Source organism: Aromatoleum toluvorans (assembly GCF_012910905.1).
Classification (GTDB): domain Bacteria; phylum Pseudomonadota; class Gammaproteobacteria; order Burkholderiales; family Rhodocyclaceae; genus Aromatoleum; species Aromatoleum toluvorans.
The window spans coordinates 49,742-71,180 of record NZ_WTVN01000027.1; the positions used below are offsets into that span (position 1 = coordinate 49,742).

Annotated in this window: 19 protein-coding genes; 15 read left to right on the plus strand and 4 right to left on the minus strand. The window is 67.4% G+C overall.

Annotated elements, in window-relative coordinates; all coding sequences use genetic code 11:
• The first annotated feature begins 21 nt into the window (after positions 1-21).
• The 3 genes from GPA22_RS16320 to GPA22_RS16330 are packed head-to-tail and all read left to right on the plus strand — an operon-like array spanning position 22 to position 2,083.
• Complete coding sequence (locus GPA22_RS16320; protein ID WP_169257115.1) at positions 22-1,038, plus strand: phosphotransferase family protein; 1,017 nt, start codon at positions 22-24, stop codon at positions 1,036-1,038.
• Positions 1,038-1,409 carry a DUF6285 domain-containing protein gene (locus GPA22_RS16325; protein WP_169257116.1) on the plus strand — a complete coding sequence of 124 codons (372 nt, stop codon included), beginning with the start codon at positions 1,038-1,040 and terminating at the stop codon, positions 1,407-1,409. Before GPA22_RS16320 ends, GPA22_RS16325 begins: the two co-directional genes overlap by 1 nt.
• Positions 1,406-2,083, plus strand: coding sequence for a histidine phosphatase family protein (locus GPA22_RS16330; RefSeq protein WP_169257117.1), 678 nt, complete (start codon positions 1,406-1,408; stop codon positions 2,081-2,083). The genes GPA22_RS16325 and GPA22_RS16330 overlap by 4 nt, the downstream gene beginning before the upstream one ends.
• A 126-nt stretch (positions 2,084-2,209) precedes the next feature.
• Here GPA22_RS16330 and GPA22_RS16335 read toward each other — a convergent pair whose 3' ends face one another.
• Positions 2,210-2,899, minus strand: coding sequence for a GntR family transcriptional regulator (locus tag GPA22_RS16335; RefSeq protein WP_169257118.1), 690 nt, complete (start codon positions 2,897-2,899; stop codon positions 2,210-2,212).
• 42 nt (positions 2,900-2,941) lie between these two features.
• Positions 2,942-4,675: a thiamine pyrophosphate-binding protein gene (locus GPA22_RS16340; protein ID WP_211169170.1), complete on the minus strand. Its 1,734-nt coding sequence runs from the start codon at positions 4,673-4,675 to the stop codon at positions 2,942-2,944.
• A 188-nt stretch (positions 4,676-4,863) separates the two neighbouring features.
• On the opposite strand from GPA22_RS16340, the gene GPA22_RS16345 reads away from it, so the two are divergent.
• The 12 genes from GPA22_RS16345 (at position 4,864) to GPA22_RS16405 (ending at position 18,158) form a co-directional block, all read left to right on the plus strand.
• Entirely contained in the window at positions 4,864-6,432 is a 1,569-nt protein-coding gene (locus tag GPA22_RS16345; RefSeq protein WP_169257119.1) for a class I adenylate-forming enzyme family protein, read from the plus strand.
• 87 nt (positions 6,433-6,519) lie between these two features.
• A complete protein-coding gene (locus GPA22_RS16350; protein WP_169257120.1) occupies positions 6,520-7,500 on the plus strand; it encodes an AEC family transporter in 981 nt (326 codons plus the stop codon).
• A gap of 208 nt (positions 7,501-7,708) precedes the next feature.
• On the plus strand, positions 7,709-8,320 hold the full coding sequence (locus tag GPA22_RS16355; protein ID WP_169257121.1) for a QcrA and Rieske domain-containing protein: 612 nt from the start codon (positions 7,709-7,711) through the stop codon (positions 8,318-8,320).
• A gap of 75 nt (positions 8,321-8,395) precedes the next feature.
• Positions 8,396-10,132, plus strand: a complete 1,737-nt coding sequence (locus tag GPA22_RS16360; RefSeq protein ID WP_169257122.1) for a PQQ-dependent dehydrogenase, methanol/ethanol family — start codon at positions 8,396-8,398, stop codon at positions 10,130-10,132.
• 109 nt (positions 10,133-10,241) lie between these two features.
• Positions 10,242-11,675 (plus strand): aldehyde dehydrogenase, encoded by a 1,434-nt coding sequence (aldA, locus tag GPA22_RS16365; protein ID WP_169257123.1) that lies wholly within the window; start codon positions 10,242-10,244, stop codon positions 11,673-11,675.
• 133 nt (positions 11,676-11,808) lie between these two features.
• Positions 11,809-12,681 (plus strand): transporter family protein, encoded by an 873-nt coding sequence (locus GPA22_RS16370; RefSeq protein WP_169257124.1) that lies wholly within the window; start codon positions 11,809-11,811, stop codon positions 12,679-12,681.
• 57 nt (positions 12,682-12,738) lie between these two features.
• On the plus strand, positions 12,739-13,719 hold the full coding sequence (locus GPA22_RS16375) for a quinone oxidoreductase family protein (RefSeq protein WP_169257125.1): 981 nt from the start codon (positions 12,739-12,741) through the stop codon (positions 13,717-13,719).
• Between the two features lie 27 nt (positions 13,720-13,746).
• Entirely contained in the window at positions 13,747-14,394 is a 648-nt protein-coding gene (locus tag GPA22_RS16380) for a response regulator (protein WP_169257126.1), read from the plus strand.
• 317 nt (positions 14,395-14,711) lie between these two features.
• Positions 14,712-15,380: a hypothetical protein gene (locus GPA22_RS16390; protein WP_169257127.1), complete on the plus strand. Its 669-nt coding sequence runs from the start codon at positions 14,712-14,714 to the stop codon at positions 15,378-15,380.
• Positions 15,381-15,577: 197 nt separating this feature from the next.
• On the plus strand, positions 15,578-16,549 hold the full coding sequence (locus tag GPA22_RS16395; RefSeq protein WP_169257128.1) for an endonuclease/exonuclease/phosphatase family protein: 972 nt from the start codon (positions 15,578-15,580) through the stop codon (positions 16,547-16,549).
• A gap of 141 nt (positions 16,550-16,690) precedes the next feature.
• Positions 16,691-17,269, plus strand: a complete 579-nt coding sequence (locus GPA22_RS16400) for a YceI family protein (RefSeq protein ID WP_169257129.1) — start codon at positions 16,691-16,693, stop codon at positions 17,267-17,269.
• Positions 17,270-17,393: 124 nt separating this feature from the next.
• A complete protein-coding gene (locus GPA22_RS16405; RefSeq protein ID WP_169257130.1) occupies positions 17,394-18,158 on the plus strand; it encodes a gamma-glutamylcyclotransferase in 765 nt (254 codons plus the stop codon).
• Positions 18,159-18,287: 129 nt separating this feature from the next.
• Here the strand turns inward: GPA22_RS16405 and GPA22_RS16410 are convergent, their stop codons facing one another.
• Together GPA22_RS16410 and GPA22_RS16415 are read right to left on the minus strand one after the other, a co-directional pair.
• Entirely contained in the window at positions 18,288-20,360 is a 2,073-nt protein-coding gene (locus tag GPA22_RS16410) for an MtrB/PioB family decaheme-associated outer membrane protein (protein ID WP_169257131.1), read from the minus strand.
• Between the two features lie 11 nt (positions 20,361-20,371).
• Positions 20,372-21,295: a DmsE family decaheme c-type cytochrome gene (locus GPA22_RS16415; protein WP_169257132.1), complete on the minus strand. Its 924-nt coding sequence runs from the start codon at positions 21,293-21,295 to the stop codon at positions 20,372-20,374.
• Positions 21,296-21,439: the final 144 nt, after the last annotated feature.

Here is a 21,439-nt window from a genome sequence, read left to right on the forward strand (position 1 = left end):
GCCCTCAACAAGGAAACGGATATGGATCAGACTACACGGGCCGCCGTCGAGCGTTTCGTCCGCGATGCGGCGGCTGCCTCGTCGGTGGCGATCGCCGACGCCAGGCTGCTGTCGGGCGGCGCGGTGCAGGAGAACTGGGCGCTCGAGCTCGACATCGCAGGCGGGCCGCAGGCCGGGCGCCTGAGCGGCGTGCTGCGCTGCGACTCGCCGACCGCGGGCGTCGCGATCAGCCACGGCCGCGCGCAGGAGTTCGCGCTGCTGAAGACCGTCTTCGACGCCGGCGTCACGGTGCCGGAACCGTTGTGGCTGTGCGAGGACGCCGCGGTGATGGGGCGCCCGTTCTTCCTGATGCGCCGCATCGGCGGCACGGCCGCCGGGCACCTGATGGTCAAGGACGCGAGCCTCGGCGGCGACCGCGTGCAGCTTGCCGAACGGCTGGGCCGCGAGCTCGCGCGTATCCACTCGGTGCGTGCGCCGCAGCCCGCACTGGATTTTCTGGCGTGGTACGACGAGGCGCCGGCGCTGCATCGCGTGCGCGAGCAACGCGCCTTTCTCGACCGCCACCACACCGCCTACCCCGCGCTCGAATGGGGGCTGCGCTGGCTCGAACGGCACGCGCCGCCGCGTGGCCTGGTCACGCTGTGCCATGGCGACTTCCGCACCGGCAACTACATGGCCGACGGGGAGGGCCTCACCGGCGTGCTCGACTGGGAGTTCGCGCACTGGAGCGATCCGCTCGAGGACATCGGCTGGTTCTGTGCAAAATGCTGGCGCTTCGGTAATGTCGCTGCAGAAGCCGGCGGCATCGGCGCGCGCGAGGACTTCTACCGCGGCTACGAACAGGAGTCGGGGCGCGTCATCGATCGCGGCGCGATTCGCTACTGGGAGGTGATGGCGCACCTGAACTGGGCGATCATCGCGGTGCAGCAGGCCGAGCGCCACTGCTCGGGCCAGGAGAATTCGCTCCTGCTCGCGCTCACGGGGCATATCGTGCCCGAGCTCGAATGGGAGATCCTCGACATGACGGAGAACGACTGATGCGTGAACAACCGAAAGGCGAGGCGCTGCTCGCATGTGCGCGGCAGCTCCTGCGCGAGGAAGTGCTGCCCGTGCTCCCTGCGGAGCGCAAGCATGCGCTGCTGATGGCGCTCAACGCGATGTCGATCGCCGAGCGCCAGCTGCAGAACGGCGACGCACCGGAGGCCGCGGAGCTCGCGAGCCTGCGCAACCTGCTCGATGACGGGAAGGTCGCGCTCGCGGACGGCAACCGCCGGCTCGCGCGGGCGCTGCGCGAGGGCGCCGGCGACCCCGGCAGCCCGCGTCGCGATGCGCTCTTCGCGCACCTGCGCGTCGCCGGCCGTCAGCGGCTGGCCGAAAGCAATCCCAAGGCGCTGGCGAAGTCCCGATGAGTGTCCTGACCCTGATGCGCCACGGCCAGGCTTCGTTCGGCGAGGCGCGCTACGACACCCTGTCGCCGCTCGGTCGCCAGCAGGCCCAGGCCACCGGGCGCTGGCTGCGGGAATGCGGCGATCCGGTGACCGACATCCGCCATGGTCCGAGGTCGCGCCAGACCGATACGGCAGGCCTGGTGTGCGAGGCCGCCGCCTTTGGACGCGCGCCGGAACGGACGCCGGGCCTCGACGAGTTCGCGGAGGGGGAAGAGGTACTCGCCGCCGCCGCCGTGCTGTTCGGGCGGCCGATGAGCGGCGCCGAGGCGCCCGCGCGCGCCGAGCAGTTGCGCTGCTACGACGCCGCGTACGAGGCGTGGTCGCACGGGAAGCTGGACATCCCGGGGCGGGCGGGCTTCGTCGAATTCCGGCGCAACGTGACGCAATGGCTGCGCGCAACCGTCGCCGCGCCCGACGCGCCGAGCGGCGAAAGCATCCTCGCGGTGACCTCGGGCGGCGTCATCGCGGCGGTCGTGTGCGACCTCCTCGGCCTCCCCGACGGTCAGTGGTGCCCGCTCGTGCGTCAGGTCCGGAACGGATCGCTGACCGAGATCGTGTTCTCCCGGGGGCGCGTGAGCCTGCGCTCGTTCAACGGCGTCGGCCATTTGCCGCGCGGGCTGAGGACTTCGATCTGAGCGGCGCGCCGGCCGCAGCGCCGGTGCGGCGTGCGCGCCTTACCCTGCAGGGATTGCCGGTTTGAACGCTGCACCTGATGCCTTCGGGGGCCGGCGGCCGAAGCGGCCTGCCCCCGAAGGCACGGATCAGACGATCGCCTGTTCTTCGTCCGGGGCGCTGCCGCTTTCCAGCAAGCGCTCGATCATGAAGTCGGCGGCCTGCGAGATGTGCTGGCGACCGAGCATCTCGGCCGTCTGCGCATCGCCGGCCGCGATGGCGTCGAGCATGGCTTCGTGCTGGCCCCAGACGTTACGCGGCTGCTCGTCGTTGGTCAGCACTTCCCCCATGACCCGTTGCGTGTTCGTCCAGTGCGCCTCCATCGCGGGGGCGATGAAGGGGTTTTCGGACAGCGCGTAGATGAAATGGTGGAAGGCCATGTCCGCGGAGATCATGTCGTTGTACGAGCCCGCCGCGACCGCCTTGCGCCCGGCGCGGATCAGCGCCGGTCCCTTGGCCTTGGCCTTCTTCGCGTTCAGCTCCGCGGCGCGGCGGCAGGCGAGGCCTTCGATGACGGCCCGCATGTCGTACATGTTGCGGACGTACCTGACGTCGAGCGGGGCGACCAGCAGTCCGCGGCCGGGCGCGTCGCGCAGCACGCCCTGGCTGCGCAGCAGCGCCAGGGCCTGCTGCACGGGCTGGCGCGACACGCCCAGTTCCTTCGCGATCTGCTCCTGGATGATCCGCGAGCCCGGGCGGAGCCTGCCGCCCGAAATTTCCTCGAGGATCGCCTTGTGTACTTGTTCGACAAGCTTGGGTTGGGTTTCAAGGATTTTCATGGCGCATAACTGTATCGCGTGAAGGGGATTTCAAGCTAGGGCCTATGCCTCGGTGTTGCCGTCGCGCCAGCGGCGCTCCGCGTCGTTCCACGCGGCGAGCGGCTGCAGGTCGGGCACCCAGGCGAGGCCGGACTTGGCATCGGACGAGACGGCGTCCGGCGTCACGAGCACGTCGAGCAGGGCAGGGCGGTTCGCGAGTGCGCGCTGGATCGCCGCAGGCAGATCTTCCGCCTTTTCGACGCGTTCTGCGTGCATTCCGAATGCGCGGGCCATCGCCGCATGGTCCGAGAACTGCAGTCGGGTTCCGCACACCTTGCCGTGCGTTTCCTGCTGGTCGCGCACCTCGATCGCCCATGCGCCGTTGTTGGCTACGACAACGAGCACGGGCGCTTTGTGCCGTACGGCAGAGTCGAGCTCCATCGCGTTGAAGCCGAAGGCGCCGTCGCCGGTCGCTACGACGACGGTGCGGTCCGGGCAGGCCAGGCTCGCGGCGACGCCGAACGGGGTGCCGACGCCGATGCAGCCCAGCGAACCGGGATCGAGGTAGGTCGTGGCGGGCAGGCCGACGCGCGCGAAGCTCAGGAAGTCGCCGCCGTCAGCGACGACGACGGCGTCCTCGGGCAGCGCGTCGCGCAGCGCCGCGAGGACGCGGTTGGGATGCATGAGCCCGTCCTGGCCGGCCGGGGCGTTGCGCATCGCGGTCACGAGCTTGTCGGCGCGTTCGCAGTGCTTCGCGCGCAGTGCGCGCGTCCACGCGACGTCGGTCGCCGGGACGCGGTCGCCGGCCGCTTCCAGGATCGCCTCCAGGGCCAGAGCGGGAGTCGCCAGCAGCTCCACCGCGCCGCGGCGGTTGTCGCGCAGCTCGGCCGCGCAGTCGGCGATGCGCAGGAAGCGCGCGTCGCCGAAGACCGCGGGGGAGCCATAGGCGAGCTGGAAGTCCAGGCGTCGCCCGAGCGTGATCACGAGATCTGCCTGCCCCATCACCGAGCCGCGCATCGCCGCGACCACCGAGGGATGATCCTCGGGAACGAGGCCGCGGCTCTCGCCGGTGTCGAGATAGGCGGCATCGAGGCGCGAGAGCAGCCGGCACAGGGCCGGCCCGGCCCCTTGCGCACCGCGCCCGGAGATCACGAGCGGGCGCTTGGCCGACCACAGCAGCTCGACCGCGGCCTGCACGGCGGCGGCGTCGGGGGCGAGCGTCGGCGCGGGCTTGGGGGCGAAGTGCTCGGGCAGCTGTACCGCGCGGGGGACTTCGGCGCGCAGCGTGTCGACGGGGAAGTCGAGGTACACCGGACCGGGCTCGCCGCCCTGGCCCGTCGCGCGGGCGACGGCCTCGTCGAGTTCCTGCAGCACGAGTTCCGGTTGGCGCACGGTGCGGGCGTAGCGGGTGATCGAGCGCACGAGGTCGGTATGCACGACGTCCTGCAGCGCGCCGCGGTTTTCCTGCGGGCGCGGCGGCAGGCCGGAGAGCACCAGCACCGGCACGCGCGCGACGTGTGCGTTGGCGATGCCGGTCATCGCGTTGGTGACGCCGGGGCCGGCGGTGACCATCGCGACGCCGAAGCCGCCGTTGAGCTGCGCCTCGGCGTGGGCCATGTACACCGCCGCGCGTTCGTCGCGCACGTCGACGATCTGGATGCCTTCGGCGTCGAGCCGCATCCAGATCGGCATGATGTGGCCGCCGCACAGGCTGTAGACGCGCTTGACGCCGCGCGCCTTGAGGAAGCGGGCGATGACCGCCGCCGACGACTGTTCCGAAATTGCCATGGTGCTCATGTGTCTCCTCCTGTTGTTCGTGCCTGCGCCGCCCGGGGTTTCGGGGGATCGGGTCCGGGGTGTCGCAAGGCAGTGTTGCAAATGGCCTCGTTTCGCTTAGAATCCTATCGCATTCTGAATTCAGAAGTCCATAAATTCTTCGGTGTTCAGAATTCAGAGAACCCGACGACACCCCAAGGAGACACCCCATGAGCCACCTGCTGACCATTTCCGACGCCGTTTCGACCCACGCCAGACTCACGCCCGACAAGCTCGGCTCCCGCGATTCGCGCCGTTCGCTGACTTACGCGCAGTGGGACGAACGCGCCAGCCGGCTGGCGGCGGGGATGCTCGGCCTGGGCCTGGCGAAGGGCGACCGCGTGGCGGTGCTGGCGTACAACTGCGTCGAGTGGATGGAGATCTACGTTGCGCTGGCGCGGGCGGGGCTGGTGGCGGTGCCGCTCAACTTCCGCCTGACGGCGCCCGAGATCGCCTACATCCTCGGCAACTGCGAGGCGGGCGCGCTGATCGCCGGCGCCGAGTTCGTCGACACGGTCGATGCGATCGGCGCCGAGCTGGGCGTGGTGCGCGGGCGTTGCGTCGTCGTGGGCGACGCGGCGGGCGCGGGCTGGATCCGCTACGAGGATCTGGTCGCGCAGGCGCGCGTGGCGGGCGAATTCCCGCGCGTGAATCCCGAGGAGATGTGCGCGCTGCTCTACACCTCGGGCACCACGGGCAAGCCGAAGGGAGCGATCCGCGCGCATGCCGGCAGCACCCTGATCGCGCTCGCGACCGCGCTGGAGATGGGCTTCACGCGCGAGGACACGGGCCTGCTGGTGATGCCGATGTGCCACGCCAACTCGCTGTACTTCGGCACGACCTTCATCCACATCGGCGCGACCTGCATCATCGATGATCGCCGCAGCTTCGACCCGGAAGGTCTGGTCGCGACGCTGGCGCAGGAGAGGGTCACGTTCACCTCGCTCGTGCCCACGCACTACATCATGATCCTGGCGCTGCCCGACGAGGTGAAGAAGCGCTACGACGTGAGCAGCGTCGGCAAGCTGATGATCTCGTCCGCGCCCGCGCGCAAGGACACCAAGCTCGCGATCCTCGAATACTTCTCCAACGGCAGGCTGTACGAGCTCTACGGCTCGACCGAGGCGGGCTGGGTCACGCTGCTGCGGCCGGAGGAGCAGATCGTGAAGCTCGGCTCGGTGGGGCGCGAATGGGCGGGCAGCGGCGCGATCCGCCTGCTCGACGAGAACGGGCAGGAGGTGGCGGACGGCGAGGTCGGCGAGCTCTTCTCGCGCACGTCCTACGTGTTCGACGGCTACTGGAAGAACCCCGAGAAGACCGCCGAAGCCTTCCGCGGCGAATGGTGCTCGGTCGGCGACATGGCGCGTCGCGACGCCGACGGCTACATCTGGCTCGTCGATCGCAAGAGCAACATGATCATCAGCGGCGGCGAGAACATCTACCCGTCGGAAGTCGAGGGCGTGCTCGGCGGCCACCCGAAGATCAAGGACGTCGCCGTGATCGGCATCCCGCACGACAAGTGGGGCGAGACCGTGCAGGCAGTGATCGTGCTGCACGACGGTCAGCACGCCGACGCCGAGGAGATGCAGGCGTGGTGCCGGCAACGTCTCGCGGCGTTCAAGTGCCCGCGTTCGGTGGTTTTCATCGCCGACGCGGAGATGCCGCGCACGGCCACCGGAAAGATTCTTCACCGCGTGCTGCGTCAGCGGCTCGCCCCGCCCGAGTCTGTCGCCGCGTGACGCACAGCCGGCGGCGGTCCAGACTGCGGCCGGCCTGGAGATTCGGCCTCGCAGCCGCGGGGCGATACGGACGAGAGAGACTTTCGCATGCAACAGATCCTGCTGGTGACCTTTCCCTTTTTCGCGCTGGTGCTGTGCGGCTATCTCGCCGCGCGGCACCGGATGCTGCCGCTGGAGGCGATCCCCGGCTTGAACACCTTCGTGCTGTTCTTCGCGCTGCCGTGCATGCTCTTTCGTTTCAGCGCGGGGACGCCGATCGCCAAGCTTCTTGACCTCGGCGCCTTCGCGATCTACGTGATGTGTGCGCTGGCGATGGTGGCGCTGACCGTGATGACGACGCGCAAGGGGGCGATCGGCTGGAACGACGCCTCGTTCGGCGCGCTGGTGGCGGCCTTCCCCAACTCGGGTTTCATGGGCATGCCGCTGCTCGTGTCGCTGCTGGGGGCCCGTGCGGCCGGCCCCGTGATGGTGCCCCTCACGGTGGACATGGTGATCACCTCGTCGCTGTGCATTGCGCTCTCGCGCCTGAGCACCGCGGAGGCGGGCGGCGCGCGGCAGGCGGCGATGAAGGCGTTGAGAAGCGTGATGGTCAATCCCTTGCCGTGGGCGATCATGCTCGGCGGCCTCACCTCGGCGACCGGATTCTCGCTCTATCGACCCCTGATGCGCGTCATCGAGATGCTCGCCGATGCCGGTTCGCCCACGGCCCTGTTCACGATCGGCGCGGTGCTCGCGCGCTCGCAGCTCACGGCAACGGCGCAGGCTGCCGGCGGCGGCCGGGTGGGCGACGTGCCGCAGGTGGTGTTCTTCAAGCTGATCGTCCATCCCGCGCTGGTGCTCGGGGTCGGGACGCTCGCCATCGCGGCCGGATTGCCGCTGGATCCGTTCACGCTCACCGTGCTCGTGCTGGTGGCCGCGTTGCCGAGCGCGAGCAACGTACCGATGCTCACCGAGCGATTCGGCGCCGACACCGGGCGCGTGGCCCGTGTCGTGCTCGTCACGACCGCCTGCGCCTTCATCACCTTCTCGGCCGCGGTCGCAATGCTGGCCGGGCAAGGCGGTGCATAGCGCTGCCGGTCGCCTCGGCGTGGGCGCGCGTGCCGCGTGGCGCCGAATGACCGCAGCACGCATATGGGAATTCTGAATTCAAAAAATCTTTAGAAATCTATTGCACTCTGAATTCAGAGTTTGTACAGTGTGGAACATACGCAGGGACCACAAGAACTCCCGCCGCCAGGTGCCGGGCAGGGAGTCGAACAGGATGGAGACGATTCAGATGGAAGAGAGAGAAACGTGCGCCTGCACCGCGCAAGCGCCCGTCGATGCGAACCGACGCAGGATCTTCAGGATCGCGGCGCTCGGCCTGGCGGCCGGTGTCGGGCTGCACGGGCGTTCCGCGCTGGCCATCGAGGCGGTGCCCGAAGAACTCAGGCCCGTGGTCGGCGACCGCCTCGTCGAGGAGGATGCGGAGGGCGAACCCGTCCCGCTCAAGCTCGCTGACCTGCGCGTCGGCAAGCCGCTCCTGGCTTTCCCCTTCGATGTCGCCTCGAAGAAGGTCCGCTCCGAGACCCGCATGAACAAGGTCGTGCTGCTTCGCCTTCCCGAAGCCGAGCTGGACAACGAGACCAGGGCGGTGGCCGCGGGCGGCGTGCTCGCGTTCTCCGGGGTCTGCACGCACATGGGGTGCGACATCAAGACCTGGATGGTGAGCGAAAAAGTCTTCGCGTGCTTCTGCCACGGCTCCAAGTTCCGTCCGCTCGATCGCGGATCGGTGGCCGGAGGCCCGGCGCCGCGTCCGCTCCCCGTGCTCCCCATCAAGCTCGAAGGCGAGCAGCTGGTCATCGCCGGCCCGTTCACCGCGCCGCCCGGATTCACGCCGCAGGCGTAGGACGCATCCCCGTTTTGCCACCATCCGCGGCGTTCCCCACGCCGCGGCTTCCAATACAAGAGAGGAGACAAGAAGATGAAGGGTCTGATGAAGGGCATCGCCGTTTGTGCCGTCGCAGTGCTGCCGGCGGCCGTGTCCGCCGCGCTCGGCGACTATGCGCCCGTTACCGACGCGCGGCTCAAGAACCCTGAAGCCGCGAACTGGCTGCAGTATCGCGGCAACTACGCGGGCTGGGGCTACAGTCCGCTGTCGCAGATCACCGACAAGAACGTCGGCAAGCTCCAGCTCGCGTGGGCGTTCGCGACCGGCCAGAAGGAAGGCCACCAGTCGCCGCCGATCGTGAACAACGGCTACATGTTCGTGACCACGCCGGGTGCGCAGGTCATCGCGCTCGAGGCCAAGACCGGCAAGGAGCTGTGGCGCTACAAGAAGGAGCTGCCCGGCGAGATGCTGCAGCTGCATCCGACCAACCGCGGCGTCGCGCTGTATGGCGACAAGGTGTATGTGGCGACCGTCGATGCCCACCTCGTCGCGCTGGATGCGAAGACCGGCAAGGAAGTGTGGATCAAGCAGGTCGGCGACTGGAAGGCGCTGCAGTACATCACGCTCGCGCCGCTCGCGGCCAAGGGCAAGATCATGGTCGGCTCGTCCGGCGGCGAGACCGGCGTGCGCGGCTACGTCGCGGCCTTCGACGCGCAGACCGGCGAGGAGGCGTGGCGCACCTACACTACGGCGGCGCCCGGCGAGCCCGGCGGCGACACCTGGCCGGGCGAGACCTACAAGAACGGCGGCGGCAGCATCTGGATCACCGGCACCTACGATCCGGACACCAACCTCGCCTACTGGGGCACCGGCAACCCGGCGCCGTGGCCGACCGAAGGGCGCAAGGGCGACAACCTGTACACCGGCTCGACGATCACCCTCGACGTCGACACCGGCGCGCTGAAGAGCTACTTCCAGTACAACCCCAACGATGCGTGGGACTGGGACGAGGTGTCGGCGCCGCTGCTGATCGACACCGAAGTGAAGGGCAAGAAGGTCAAGACCGCGGTGCACGCGGGGCGCAACGGCTACCTGTGGGTGCTCGACCGTGACGGCCAGAAGCTCAACTTCGTCGACGCCTATCCCTTCGTCAACAACAACACGATCAAGTCCATCGATCCCAAGACCGGCCGTCCGACCTTCATCGAGGAGCACCGCCCCGGCCTGGGCAAGGGCGACGTGCATTTCTGCCCCTCGCTGTGGGGCGGCAAGGACTGGTTCCCGGAGGCGTACAACCCGAAGACCGGCCTGCTGTATATCCCGGCCAACAACAACCTGTGCGCGGAACTGCCCGAGCCGGAGCCGACCAAGTACAAGAAGGGCGACCTGTTCATCGGCTATCCGATCGAGGCCATCCTGACCGGCCTGCGCTGGGCCAAGGGCGCGAAGGACGCGCCGAAGACCATGGGCGAAGTGCAGGCCTGGGACCTGAAGACCGGCAAGCAGGTGTGGACGCACAAGTACCCGACCTTCAACTGGGGTCCGCTGCTCACCACCGGCGGCAACCTGGTGTTCGGCGGCGGCACCAACGACCGCATGTTCCGCGCGTTCAACGCGACCACCGGCAAGGTCCTGTGGGAGACGGCGACGCCCTCGGGCGTGACCGGCGTGCCGACCTCGTTCGAAGTCGACGGCGAGCAGTACGTCGCCGTCCAGTCGGGCTGGGGCGTCGATGCGCAGCGCATGCAGGGCGGCGTCGACCGGCTGCTGGGATATCAGACGGTGGTGCCGCAGGGCGGTACGGTGATGGTGTACAAGCTCGCGAAGTGATCCTGGACGGGCCGCCGTCGCGGCCCGGTTTTTTTGCCCTGGCTCGATGAATTCTGAGTTCGAGCGACAGGGCCGCGGGAGTACCCGCGGAGCACATGAGGACAGGCAAATGAACAAGTCGTACCGCAACTTCATCGACAACCAGTTCGTGGATTCGGAAGGGGGCGCCACCATCGAGGTGCGCAACCCGGCGAACAACGAACTGCTCGGCGTGGTCCCCGCTTCCACCCAGGCGGACGTCGACCGTGCCGTCGAGGCCGCGCGTCGCGCCCAGCCGGCCTGGGAAAGGCTGCCGGCGATCGAGCGCGCCAACCATCTGCGGCGCATCGCGAACAGGATCCGCGACAACAAGGAGCGCCTGGCGCGCACGATCACGCTGGAGCAGGGCAAGATCCTCGACCTCGCCCGCGTGGAAGTCGACTTCACGGCCAACTACATGGACTACATGGCCGAGTGGGCGCGCCGCATCGAAGGCGAGATCATCCCCAGCGACCGGCCGGGCGAGACGATCTTCCTGCATCGCAAGCCGATCGGCGTGACAGCGGGCATCCTGCCGTGGAACTTCCCGTTCTTCCTGATCGCCCGCAAGATGGCGCCGGCACTCGTCACCGGCAACACCATCGTCATCAAGTCGAGCGAGGAGACGCCGCTCAACGCGGTCGAGTTTGCCGAGATCGTGGCCGAGTGCAGCCTGCCGACGGGCGTGTTCAACCTCGTCAGCGGCGCGGGCGCGACCGGCGCGGCCCTGAGCGCGCACAAGGACGTCGGCCTCATCAGCTTCACCGGCAGCGTCAACACCGGCATCCGCATCATGGAAACCGCGTCGTGCAACCTGACGCGCGTGAACCTGGAACTCGGCGGCAAGGCGCCGGCGATCGTGTTGAACGACGCCGATCTCGAGCTGACCGCCCGTGCGCTGCACGGCTCGCGCGTGCTCAACACCGGGCAGGTGTGCAACGCCGCCGAGCGGGTGTACGTGCAGCGCGGCGTCGCGTCGGCGCTGGCCGAGAAGGTCACCGCACTGATGGCCGAGACGCGCTACGGCAATCCGATCGCCGAGCAGGGCCTGCATATGGGGCCGCTGGTGAACCAGATGGGTCTCGACAAGGTGGCCGCGCTGGTCGACAGCGCACGCAAGCAGGGCGCGGAAGTGCTCACCGGCGGCAAGGTCGCGAGCCGCGAAGGCTTCCACTTCGAGCCGACCGTGCTGATGGGCTGCCGCGCCGACATGGACGTGATGACCAAGGAGATCTTCGGGCCGGTGCTGCCGCTGCAGATCGTCGAGGACCTCGACGAAGCGCTCGCGCTCGCCAATGACTCCGAGTACGGCCTGACCTCGTCGATCTTCACGCGCGACCTCAACGCCGCGATGAAGGCGACGCGCGAGCTGCGCTTCGGCGAGACCTACATCAACCGCGAGCACTTCGAGGCGATGCAGGGCTTCCACGCCGGCCGGCGCAAGTCCGGCATCGGCGGCGCGGACGGCAAGCACGGCCTGTACGAGTACACCGAAACCCACGTGGTCTATCTGCAGACCACCTGACCAACCGCATCCGTTTGAAGGGAGAAGGTCCGGGGCCGCTTCGCGCGGTCCCGGCGGGCCGACTCACGCCCGCGCAATCGAAGAAAAGCGGCGCCTGCGGGCGCCATCCACCAGAAGAAGCAGGAGACCGAAAGTGAAAGACCGGAAGAGCGTCAACAAGTCGTACGTCGGGAAAGTGATCCAGGGAGCCATGGTCGGGGCGGTGCTGTGTGCGGGCGCGACCGCTGCCAATGCCGAAGTGACGCGCGGCTTCATCGGGCCGCACGAATATTCGCTGCCCGATCCGAAGGGCATGAAGCCGTGGAACGTGTTCGTCGAGTACAGCACCTTCCAGAAGACCCAGGATACGTGGAACAACGGCGGCAGCCGGAAGAAGTCGGACGACGTCGAAGCTTTCGTCAGTCTCTCCAAGTTCGTGCACTTCTGGGAAGTCACCGACAGCGTGGGGATCGCCTGGGAGCTCATCGTCCCGAAGGTCAGCGTCAATAACCGCGATACCGGCGAAGGCGTGAGCGGGATCGCGGACCTGCTGACCGGCCCGGCGTTCTGGATCAAGCCGAACGAGAACTGGACGCTCGGCACCGACATGTTCTTCGTGCAGGTGCCCGTGGGTGAGCGCGACCTGCGTACGACGCGCTGGAACGTCGTCGCGTCGGCATTCTGGGATGCGCAGTACGGCAAGTTCAACTATACCGGCAACATCGGCACGACGATCAACGGTCCGACGGAGCGCAAGGGCGCGGCCGACCCCGCCAACCTGTACTACTTCAACAACCGGATCGGCTACCGCGTGTCGCAGCTGATCGAGCCGTACGTCGGTCTGGACTACCAGTGGCAGAACAGCAAGGGCGCCGCTCCGGCCGCGCACGAGCTGGCCGGTGCGGTCGGGGTGATGTTCCACCTGGCGCCCAACTACCACCTGGCGGTGCATTACCAGGGCGGCATCGAGGGCAAGAACATGCCGGTGTCGAACAACCTCAACGTGCGCTTCGCGTACGTGTTCTGACCTGCGCGGCGGGGGAGTCGAGGCTCCCCCGCCCGCATGAAAAAGAAGATGGCAATCATGAAACGTGCGATCCGAATCCACTCTCCGGGCGGCCCGGAGGCGCTGCGCCTGGAGGAGGTGTCCGTCGGGATGCCCGGTCCCGGCGAAGTGCGTATCCGCCACCACGCCTGCGGACTCAACTTCATCGACGTCTACTACCGCAGCGGCCTCTACCCGCTCGACATGCCGGCGGGCATCGGCATGGAAGGCGCGGGCGTCGTCGAGGCGGTGGGCGAGGGCGTCTCGCACCTGCAGCCGGGGGACCGTGCGGCCTATGCCTGCCAGCCGCCGGGGGCGTACAGCACGGCACGCGTGCTGCCGGCGAAGAACGTCGTACGGCTGCCCGACGGAGTCGACTTCGAGACCGGCGCGGCGATGATGCTCAAGGGGCTCACCGTGCAGTACCTGCTGCGCCGGACGCAGCCGCAGGGCGGCCTGCAGCCGGGCGACTTCGTGCTGTTCCACGCCGCGGCCGGCGGGGTCGGGCTGATCGCCTGCCAGTGGGCGCGCGCGATGGGCCTGCAGCTCATCGGCACCGCGGGGTCGCCGGAAAAATGCGAACTCGCGTTGCGCCACGGCGCGGCCCACGCGATCGATTACCGCCGCGAGGACTTCGTCGCGCGCGTCGCCGAGATCACCGGCGGGCAGGGCGTGAAGGTGGTGTACGACTCGGTCGGCAACGACACTTTCGCGGGCTCGCTGCAGTGTTTGCGCCCCTTCGGGTTGCTGGCGGTGTTCGGCTCCTCGTCGGGGCCCGTGCCGCCCTTCGGCCTGCAACTGCTCGCCGCCAGGTCGCTGTACGTTAGCCGCCCGACGCTGTTCACGCATCTCGCGACCCGCGAGGCCACACAGGAAATGGCCGACGACCTGTTCGGCATGGTCGCGCGCGGCGACATCAGGATTCCGGTCGAGCGTCGCTATCCGCTCGCCGAGGCGGTGCAGGCCCACCGGGACCTGGAGGCGCGCCTCACGACCGGCTGCAGCGTGCTGCTGCCGTAGCGGTCAACGGATCACGAGGAAACGCACATGGCTGCCGCGCTCGAAGGTCTTCGCCTCGTCCTCGCCGACGACCATGCCGTCGTGCGCATGGGATTTCGCATGCTGCTCGAAGGGGTGGGCGCCGAGGTCGTTGCCGAAGCAGCATCCGGCGAGGCCGCGCTGGCGGCCTTCGCCGGGCACCGTCCGGACGTGCTGGTGATGGATGTGACGATGCCGGGCCTCGGCGGCCTGGGGGCGCTGGAGCGCCTGCTGGCGCATCACGCAGACGCCCGCGTGCTGATGCTGTCCGCGCACGACGACACGCAGGTGCCGACGCGCGCGCTGAAGGCGGGTGCGGCCGGCTACCTGTCGAAGCGTGCCCAGCCGGCGGAGCTGGTGCGCGCGGTGGCCCAGGTGGCACGCGGCGGACGCTATGTCGATCCGGACATCGCCGCGCAGCTGGCGCTCGCCCGCTTCGGCGATGCGGGCGACCCCGTCGCCGCCCTTACCGACAAGGAGTTCGCGGTGTTCCTGCAACTCGCGAAGGGCCGTGACGTCCGCCAGGTCGCGGATTCGCATGGCGTCAGCGCGAGCACCGTGGGAACGCATCTCTACCACATCAAGCAGAAGCTGCAGGCGGGAAATGCGGCGCAGCTGGCGCTGATCGCCGTGCGTGCGGGACTCATCGAGGCGTAGCCGCGATGCAAGCATGCCATCGGCCTGGACCCGATGTTTTCGGTGCTGGAGGTGTTCTATAACGGTTTCAGGGATCCCGAATACCGGCCGGCTCCTCAAGGGGAGGGTGGATGCGGGATCCCTCGGGCGGAAGGGCGGCCCTGCGGCTTCTTTCATTTCGCATGACCGACGGTTTTCGTGCAGAAAGGTGCCTTGCCCTAACGCTTGAATGGTGGATTCCTACTCTCCCCTGCCTTCTTGCCGGCACCTTTCTCTTTTTTATTCCGGAGCGGTGGATAGGCTCCGCGTGGGCATATATCAATAACGAGGTGACACAAATGAAGAAAACCTTGAACCTTTCCCCGACTTCCCCCGCCCGAGGCTCGAGCGCCCGCCAATGCTGGAAGAACCTGTTCCGGTCAGTCGGTCTTGCGTCCTTGCTCGCCGTGGCCATCAGCGGCGGCGACGTGGTGCAGGCACGGGAGATGGCGATCACGGATAGCTCGTTCAAGTGCCTGAACGACATGGTCAAGGTGCGCCACTTCTACGTGGACAATCTCCTGGGCAACCGCAAGGCCACCATCAAGGTCGCCCAGAAGGGCACCGGAACCTATCCCCCGGGTTCCGTGGTGCAGCTGGTGCCCGGTGAGGTCATGGTAAAGCACCCGAAAGGCTTCAGCCCGGCGACCAAGGACTGGGAATTCTTCGAGCTGGACGTCTCCAAGGACGGATCGAAGATTCGCAAGCGCGGCTTCGCGGACGTGGTCAACCGCTTTGGCGGGAATTGCTTTGCCTGCCACGTGAAGGCCAAACCCGCGTTCGACATGGTCTGCGAGATCGACCATGGCTGCGATCCGATCCCCATCACGCGCCGGATGCTGGCCGCGCTGCAAAAGACCGATCCGCGGTGTACGGCGCCTGCTGCCCTGAACGAGGAAGATCAGCACGCGCTAAAGGAACTGGACGAGGTGTTGAAGACCATGACGCTGCCCGCGGCGCCGAAGTGAGGTATCGGTGATTGTGCCCGTGGGCACCGGAAGGGGGCGAGACGCGGGGGCGGGGGTTAGAATCCTCCCGCCCGACCAAGGATTCCCGCGGCCGATCGAATAGTTGCGATCTGCATTGCGGCCGAATGGAGCAAAGTCCGAAAGGGTTTGCTCCATTTTTGCGTCAACCGCCGGAACGGCGACCGCCATTGCCAGCCATGCATCTTTCCCTGTCCGCTCTAAGTCATCCCGGTTTGCAGCGCCGTGTCAGGGCGCTTGTGCTCCTCTCCGGCGCCGGCCTCGTGCTGCCGTGGGCGAGCCGCTTCGAGGCCGGCCTGCCGCCGGCGCTCGGCTGGCTGCTCGATCTCGCGGTGCATTGGCAGTGGTTCTTCCTCGCCGGATTGCTTGTCGCGCTGCCGCTGTTGATGTCGATGGCGCCGCGCTGGGCGATCGCGTTGCTTCTGCTGCCGCTGCCGTGGCTCTCGGGGCTGCCCGCCGCGCCGGGCCGGGCAGCCGATGGCGCCGTATTGATCGTTGCCGGCGCCAACGTGCATGTGGGCAACCCGCGTCCCGAGCGGCTCGTGGAGTGGGTCACGCGGACCGCGCCGGACATCGTCGCGGTGTTCGAGGTCTCCGACGACTATGCGGGACGCCTGGATCTCGAGGCAGCCTACCCGTATCGCGTGGTCCGCCCGCGTTGGGATCCCTTCGGCGTTGCGCTGCTGTCGCGTCATCCGCTCAAGAGCCTGATGGTGGTCGATGATCCCGGCGCGACGCCGCGTATCGAGGCGGTCCTCGACTGGAACGGCACGGAAGTCACCGTCGTCGCTTTCCACCCGATGCCGCCCATCAGCGCGGAGGAGCACGCGCAACGCAACCGCGCGCTCGCCGAGATCGCGCGTCGCCTGGGCGGGCGGCCGACGATCGTGATCGGGGACTTCAATGCGACGCCGTGGTCGTCCGCGTTCGCTGTGCCCCGGCGCGAGGGATTTGCCCGCGTGGGCGGCCTGCGGCCGACGTGGCCGGCCGCGGGGCAGGGGGTCGCCGGTCTGCCCATCGACCAGATCCTCGTGTCGCGACACTGGGCGGCGGTCGGTCATGCGGTGGGGCCGGACATCGGCTCCGACCATCTGCCGGTGGTGGCGACGGTGACGCCCGTCGGGCAGGGGGCGAACGGCGAAGGACGATAGCGCTGTTCCGCTGGCTGCGTATTGTTCTCCGAATAGCATCAATAAATTCAATATTGTTGTCTATTTCATTTGATCCGACGGCTCTAAAGTTCGCCCATCAGTTTTTACCCAACCCCAGCCACATCCAACCGGAGCCTTCAGATGCACAAGTTCGCCAAACTCTTCGCCGCCATCGCCGTCTCGACCGCCGCTGCCGCGCCCGCGCTGGCTGCGCCGGAAACCTACACGGTCGACGGTACCCACACCTTCCCGCGCTTCTCGTACAGCCACTTCGGCATGTCGACGCAGCTGTCGCGCTTCGACAAGACCACCGGCTCGGTCGTGCTGGACAAGGCGGCGAAGACCGGTTCGGTCGACATCGTCATCGACATGACCTCGGTCGACACCGGTTTCTCGGACTTCAACGGCCACATCCAGGGCGAGGACTTCCTCGACACCGCGAAGTACCCGACCGCGACCTTCAAGTCGACGAAGGTGAACTTCAAGGGTGACAAGCCGGAGAGCATCGACGGCAACCTGACGATCAAGGGCGTGACCAAGCCGGTGACGCTGAAGGTCACCAACTACGTCAACATGCCGCACCCGATGCTGAAGAAGGATGCGATCGGTGCGGATGCCACGGTCGTGATCAAGCGCACCGAGTTCAACGCCGGCAAGTTCGCCCCGCACGTGGGTGACGACGTGACGATCACCGTCTCGCTCGAAGCGATCAAGGGCTGAACCAGCCTCTGAGCGGATGCGGGCTCCTTCGCGGCGCCCGCATCCGGTAGCAACCCGCCGGCGGAAACGCAGCCCGCGGCCGACGGTTCGCCGAGCGGGCGCCTTCCAGCGACGGGGGAAATCCATGCACGACGCATTCCGCCACGTCCCCGAGCTGAGGGGCAGCATCATCGGCGCGGAGGATTCCGGCTTGCGCATCACCGACGAGATGCTCGCCGCGTGGGATGCGCAGGCGCAGACCCGCGGCCTCGGCGCGGACTGGCGCAGATCGGATGATGCGCTCGACGCATCACGCCGCGCCGTGCTCTCCGGCGTCGCGGATTCGCAGGATTTGTGGATCTTTGCCTACGGATCGCTGATGTGGGATCCGGGTCTCCATTTCGTCGAGGTGCGCCGCGCCTCGCTGCCGGGCTACCAGCGCCGTTTCACCCACAAGACGACGATCGGCCGCGGATCTCCCGAACACCCCGGCCTGGTCCTGTCGCTCGAACCGCAGGAAGGCCGATGCGAGGGCCTGGCCTTCAGGATCGAGCGCGCGGTCCTCGAGCGGGAATCCCTCGTCATCTGGCGCAGGGAAATGATCCTGGGCGGGTATCAGGCCAGGATCCTGTCCGTTGCGACGCCGCAAGGCCCGGTCGACGCCCTGGCGTTCGTTTCGGATCCGGCGGAGGCCCGCGGGGCGTCGAACATGCCTCTCCACGAAGTGGCTGCCGTGATCGCGCATGCCTGCGGCAATCGCGGCAGCAATCTCGAATACCTGCGGCAGGTCGTGAGCCAGCTCGATCGCCTGCGCGTGACCGATGACTATGTCAGCCGGCTCGCCTGCCTCGTCGGAGTTTGCCCGTCGCCACAGCCGGTCCCGACGATCGGGCACCGCGAACGCGTATAACCCGCTCCGGGGTCGGGCGGCGATCCGTTGGATATAAAAAACCGTGGAAGCCCGGACGGACTTCCACGGAAACCACCACCAAGTTCTAGCCGGCGTCGACCAACATCGGACGACGCATGGCCCCCGCCATCAGATCCACTTGAAATACGCGGACAGGCCGATGAAATTGATGTTCTGGTCGGCGTTGCTGTTGGCGGTGGTGCCATCCACGAAGACGTGCTCGCCCGTCCAGGTCGAATCGCTCACGTGCCAGCGGTCGTGCACCAGTTGCAGCTTCAGGCCGCGGTCGCGGGCGAGCGCGTAATCGGCCGTCAGGCTGAGCGTGGTCTGCCGGAAAGAGATGTCCGGCACCGAGGCTGCGCCCACATTGTGCATTCTGAACTCGCTGCGGTTGTCGGCCCAGCGCAGCTCGGCGTCCAGCGAAAGCTTGGCCGTCGCACGGACCTGCGCGCGCAGGCCGGCGTTGCTTCCCTCGCTGCGCAGGTCCGCGCGCCACAGGAACAAGGGAACGCTGTTTTTCCAGCCCATGACCGTGCGCTGCCGCATGCGCGAGTCGTCCTGCGAAATCCACGCGCTGAGCTTGCTGTCGTCGGACAACGAGTAGGTCGCGTCGGCCGAGTACGTCATGGCCCTGCCCTTGTCGTTGCCCGCCGGCGAGCCCTTGATCGCGTCGTAGTCGTCGTTGGAGTACTGCGCAGTGACTTGCACCGCCAGGTTCTCGCGCGGTGACCAGTCGAGGCTCAGCTTCGCCTTGTCCCGGGTACGGTCCGCCCAGTGGAAGGGGTTGATGAGCTGGGGGCTCTGGTTGGGCCCGTTTCCGGAGAAGAAGTCGTTGAACAGGTAGCTGCTGGTCGTGCGGAACGAGCCGCCGGAGCGGTCGCTGTGGATGTAGCTCAGGCTGCCGTTGAGGTTGTCGGTCAGCGACCGGCGCAGTCCGATGCGCGCCGACCATTCGCTCGTGTCCTGGCGCCAGTCGAGCGAGCGGCTGGACGGGACGGCACGCGTGCGCTCCTCCCATTCCACGCCGCCGAACAGGCTCAGCGAAGCGGGCAGGCGGTAGGTGCCGTCGAGCTTCGCCGTCACCGTCTTGCGCGAGGTGTCGCTGTTGAAGCCGCTGCCGGTGTAATTGCGGAACGCGGGGTCGAAGAACAGCCGACGCGGGGTCTTGTCGTCGCGGTCCTCGTAGCGCAGGTTCGCGTTCAGGCTCAGCGCGGAAGTCGGCCGCGATGCCAGTCCCACGGTGACGAGCGTGGTGTCGACCCGCCCATCGAGCGAGTTGTGCCCGAAGATGCTCGGCTGCCCGAAGCTGTCGTTCTGCGAGCCCCGCGTATAGGACACCTTGAACATGCCGCGCGTGGTGGGCGAGAAGCGGTACGCGCCCGCCAGGTTGAGGTTGTGGGCCTCGTTGTCCGGTGGCAGGGAGATGTTGTGTGAATTGAACGCCGCTTCCGGGCCGAGCGCGCCGTTCAGGTGCAACAGCTTGTCCTGGTTGCGGAAGAAGGAGCCGAGGTATCCCCCCGACAGCTGCAGCCGGTCGCCGACATAACCGAGGGTCGCCTCGAATTCCTGCGTGGTCTGGTCGATCGGTTCCGCGGCGAATTTCGGTCCGACACCGACATCGTAAAAGCCGAAATGCCGGTCGCCGTCCTTCCTTTCATTGCGGAACCGGACCTGGGCACTCAAGCCCCCGCCGAGCTGTTTGCCGAGCCCGAAGGTGGTCGTCTCGCGCTTGACCTCCGGGGTGAATGACTGCATCGGTCCGCCGACGACGATCGTCTGCTCGGTACTGCCCAGTCCTTGCACCGGCGTCGTGAAGGTGAGGGGATCGTGTCGCTGGATCTCGCCGTATTCGAGGAAATACGACCAGTTGCCCTGCTGCTCGTGCTCGAAGCGCAGGTCGCGATTGTCCAGCCCCAGGTTGCGCCCCTTCAGGCGCAGCCACGTTCCGCTCGCATCGTCGCGGCGGTTGATGTCGACGTTGCCGAGGAAATCCGTGTCGCCGGCCTTCTGTCCGGTGAACAGGCCGAAGCGGCTTCCGTTCCCGCCGACGTAGCCGGCGCCGACACTCACCGAACTTTCCGGCCGCGTCAGCAGCGCGAGTTCTTCGGCGGACATCTCCTGCGCCGACGCCGGACCGAAGGCGAGCAACATCCCCGCCGCGACGGCGCTCAGGCGGAGGCAGTGCATGTGTTGCGTTCTCATGATGTTTCCCCTTAGCGGACCAGCGAACGATTGACCGAGCTATTCAGCGGGCTGTTGCCACCATGCAGATTGGTGTGGCAATTGACACACTGGCGGGCAGCGCCGATATCGGGCTGGGGCAGGAAGGAGGCGTTCGTGTTCAGCGACGGCGCGATCCCCTGGTGCGAGCCCGGCTCATGGCACTCCTGGCACAGGAAAGGCATCTGTTGCTTGAGCAGGCGGGGATTGGTACTGCCGTGCGGGTTGTGACAGATCGCGCAATCCTCGGTGACCGGCTGATGGCTCCACAGGAACGGCCCGCGCTTCTCCGCGTGACACGAGAAGCAGGTGTCGATCACGGTATCGCGCACCATCAGCTTCGGCCCGGCGGAACCGTGGGGGTTGTGGCAGTCCGAACAGGCGACCTTGCCTTCCTTGATCGGATGGCGCGACGCCTTGTTGATCTCGTTGCGCTTGTCCTTGTGGCAGGTGAAGCATTTTTCCGGCTGCGTCTGCTTGTCGCGCACCTTGTCGTGCTGGGCATGCACCTGGTGGCAGGACGTACAGGCGAGGTCTTCCTGCTCGTGCGTGCTGCCTTGCCACAGCATGCGCTTGGCGCCCGAGTGGCAGGTCAGGCATTGCGCATTGCGCTCGGCCACCGGCGTCTTCGACTTCGCGCCGAACGTCACGGTCGGCTGCGGGCGCTCGTCGGCCCCGTCGGGAATCCGGATGTGCGTCTCGCTCGCGCCGTGGCACGCGATGCAGCTTCCGGTGCGGCCGTCCGCGACGGTGCCGTGCTTGGTCTTGCCGATGTCGAAGACCGGATACGACTCCGTGCCGTCGTGACAGCGGGTGCACACCTTGTCGTCCTTGAGCACCTTGTCCTTGGCGGCGCCTTCCGGTGCAGCATGCACATTCGCGACGAAGCCGAGCACCGCGAAGAGCCCGGCAATCACCCATCTCTTTGTTTTAGGGAGACGCTGAATAAATGACGAACTCGTCGTCGGTGATCGCCCTCGGCAACGTTCGGCCTGAGAACTTCGTCGGAGCGCTCGCGGAATGGTTCGCGCAGACGGTTGTTCGGGGCGTGTTCAACGTGC

Excerpts from the sequence above, each read along its gene's own strand:
- GPA22_RS16320 (WP_169257115.1), top strand. The coding sequence starts at position 22 with ATGGATCAGACTACACGGGCCGCCGTCGAGCGTTTCGTCCGCGATGCG.
- GPA22_RS16325 (WP_169257116.1), top strand. The coding sequence starts at position 1,038 with ATGCGTGAACAACCGAAAGGCGAGGCGCTGCTCGCATGTGCGCGGCAG.
- GPA22_RS16330 (WP_169257117.1), top strand. The coding sequence starts at position 1,406 with ATGAGTGTCCTGACCCTGATGCGCCACGGCCAGGCTTCGTTCGGCGAG.
- GPA22_RS16335 (WP_169257118.1), bottom strand. The coding sequence starts at position 2,899 with ATGAAAATCCTTGAAACCCAACCCAAGCTTGTCGAACAAGTACACAAG.
- GPA22_RS16340 (WP_211169170.1), bottom strand. The coding sequence starts at position 4,675 with ATGAGCACCATGGCAATTTCGGAACAGTCGTCGGCGGCGGTCATCGCC.
- GPA22_RS16345 (WP_169257119.1), top strand. The coding sequence starts at position 4,864 with ATGAGCCACCTGCTGACCATTTCCGACGCCGTTTCGACCCACGCCAGA.
- GPA22_RS16350 (WP_169257120.1), top strand. The coding sequence starts at position 6,520 with ATGCAACAGATCCTGCTGGTGACCTTTCCCTTTTTCGCGCTGGTGCTG.
- GPA22_RS16355 (WP_169257121.1), top strand. The coding sequence starts at position 7,709 with ATGGAAGAGAGAGAAACGTGCGCCTGCACCGCGCAAGCGCCCGTCGAT.
- GPA22_RS16360 (WP_169257122.1), top strand. The coding sequence starts at position 8,396 with ATGAAGGGTCTGATGAAGGGCATCGCCGTTTGTGCCGTCGCAGTGCTG.
- aldA (WP_169257123.1), top strand. The coding sequence starts at position 10,242 with ATGAACAAGTCGTACCGCAACTTCATCGACAACCAGTTCGTGGATTCG.
- GPA22_RS16375 (WP_169257125.1), top strand. The coding sequence starts at position 12,739 with ATGAAACGTGCGATCCGAATCCACTCTCCGGGCGGCCCGGAGGCGCTG.
- GPA22_RS16380 (WP_169257126.1), top strand. The coding sequence starts at position 13,747 with ATGGCTGCCGCGCTCGAAGGTCTTCGCCTCGTCCTCGCCGACGACCAT.
- GPA22_RS16390 (WP_169257127.1), top strand. The coding sequence starts at position 14,712 with ATGAAGAAAACCTTGAACCTTTCCCCGACTTCCCCCGCCCGAGGCTCG.
- GPA22_RS16395 (WP_169257128.1), top strand. The coding sequence starts at position 15,578 with ATGCATCTTTCCCTGTCCGCTCTAAGTCATCCCGGTTTGCAGCGCCGT.
- GPA22_RS16400 (WP_169257129.1), top strand. The coding sequence starts at position 16,691 with ATGCACAAGTTCGCCAAACTCTTCGCCGCCATCGCCGTCTCGACCGCC.
- GPA22_RS16405 (WP_169257130.1), top strand. The coding sequence starts at position 17,394 with ATGCACGACGCATTCCGCCACGTCCCCGAGCTGAGGGGCAGCATCATC.
- GPA22_RS16410 (WP_169257131.1), bottom strand. The coding sequence starts at position 20,360 with ATGAGAACGCAACACATGCACTGCCTCCGCCTGAGCGCCGTCGCGGCG.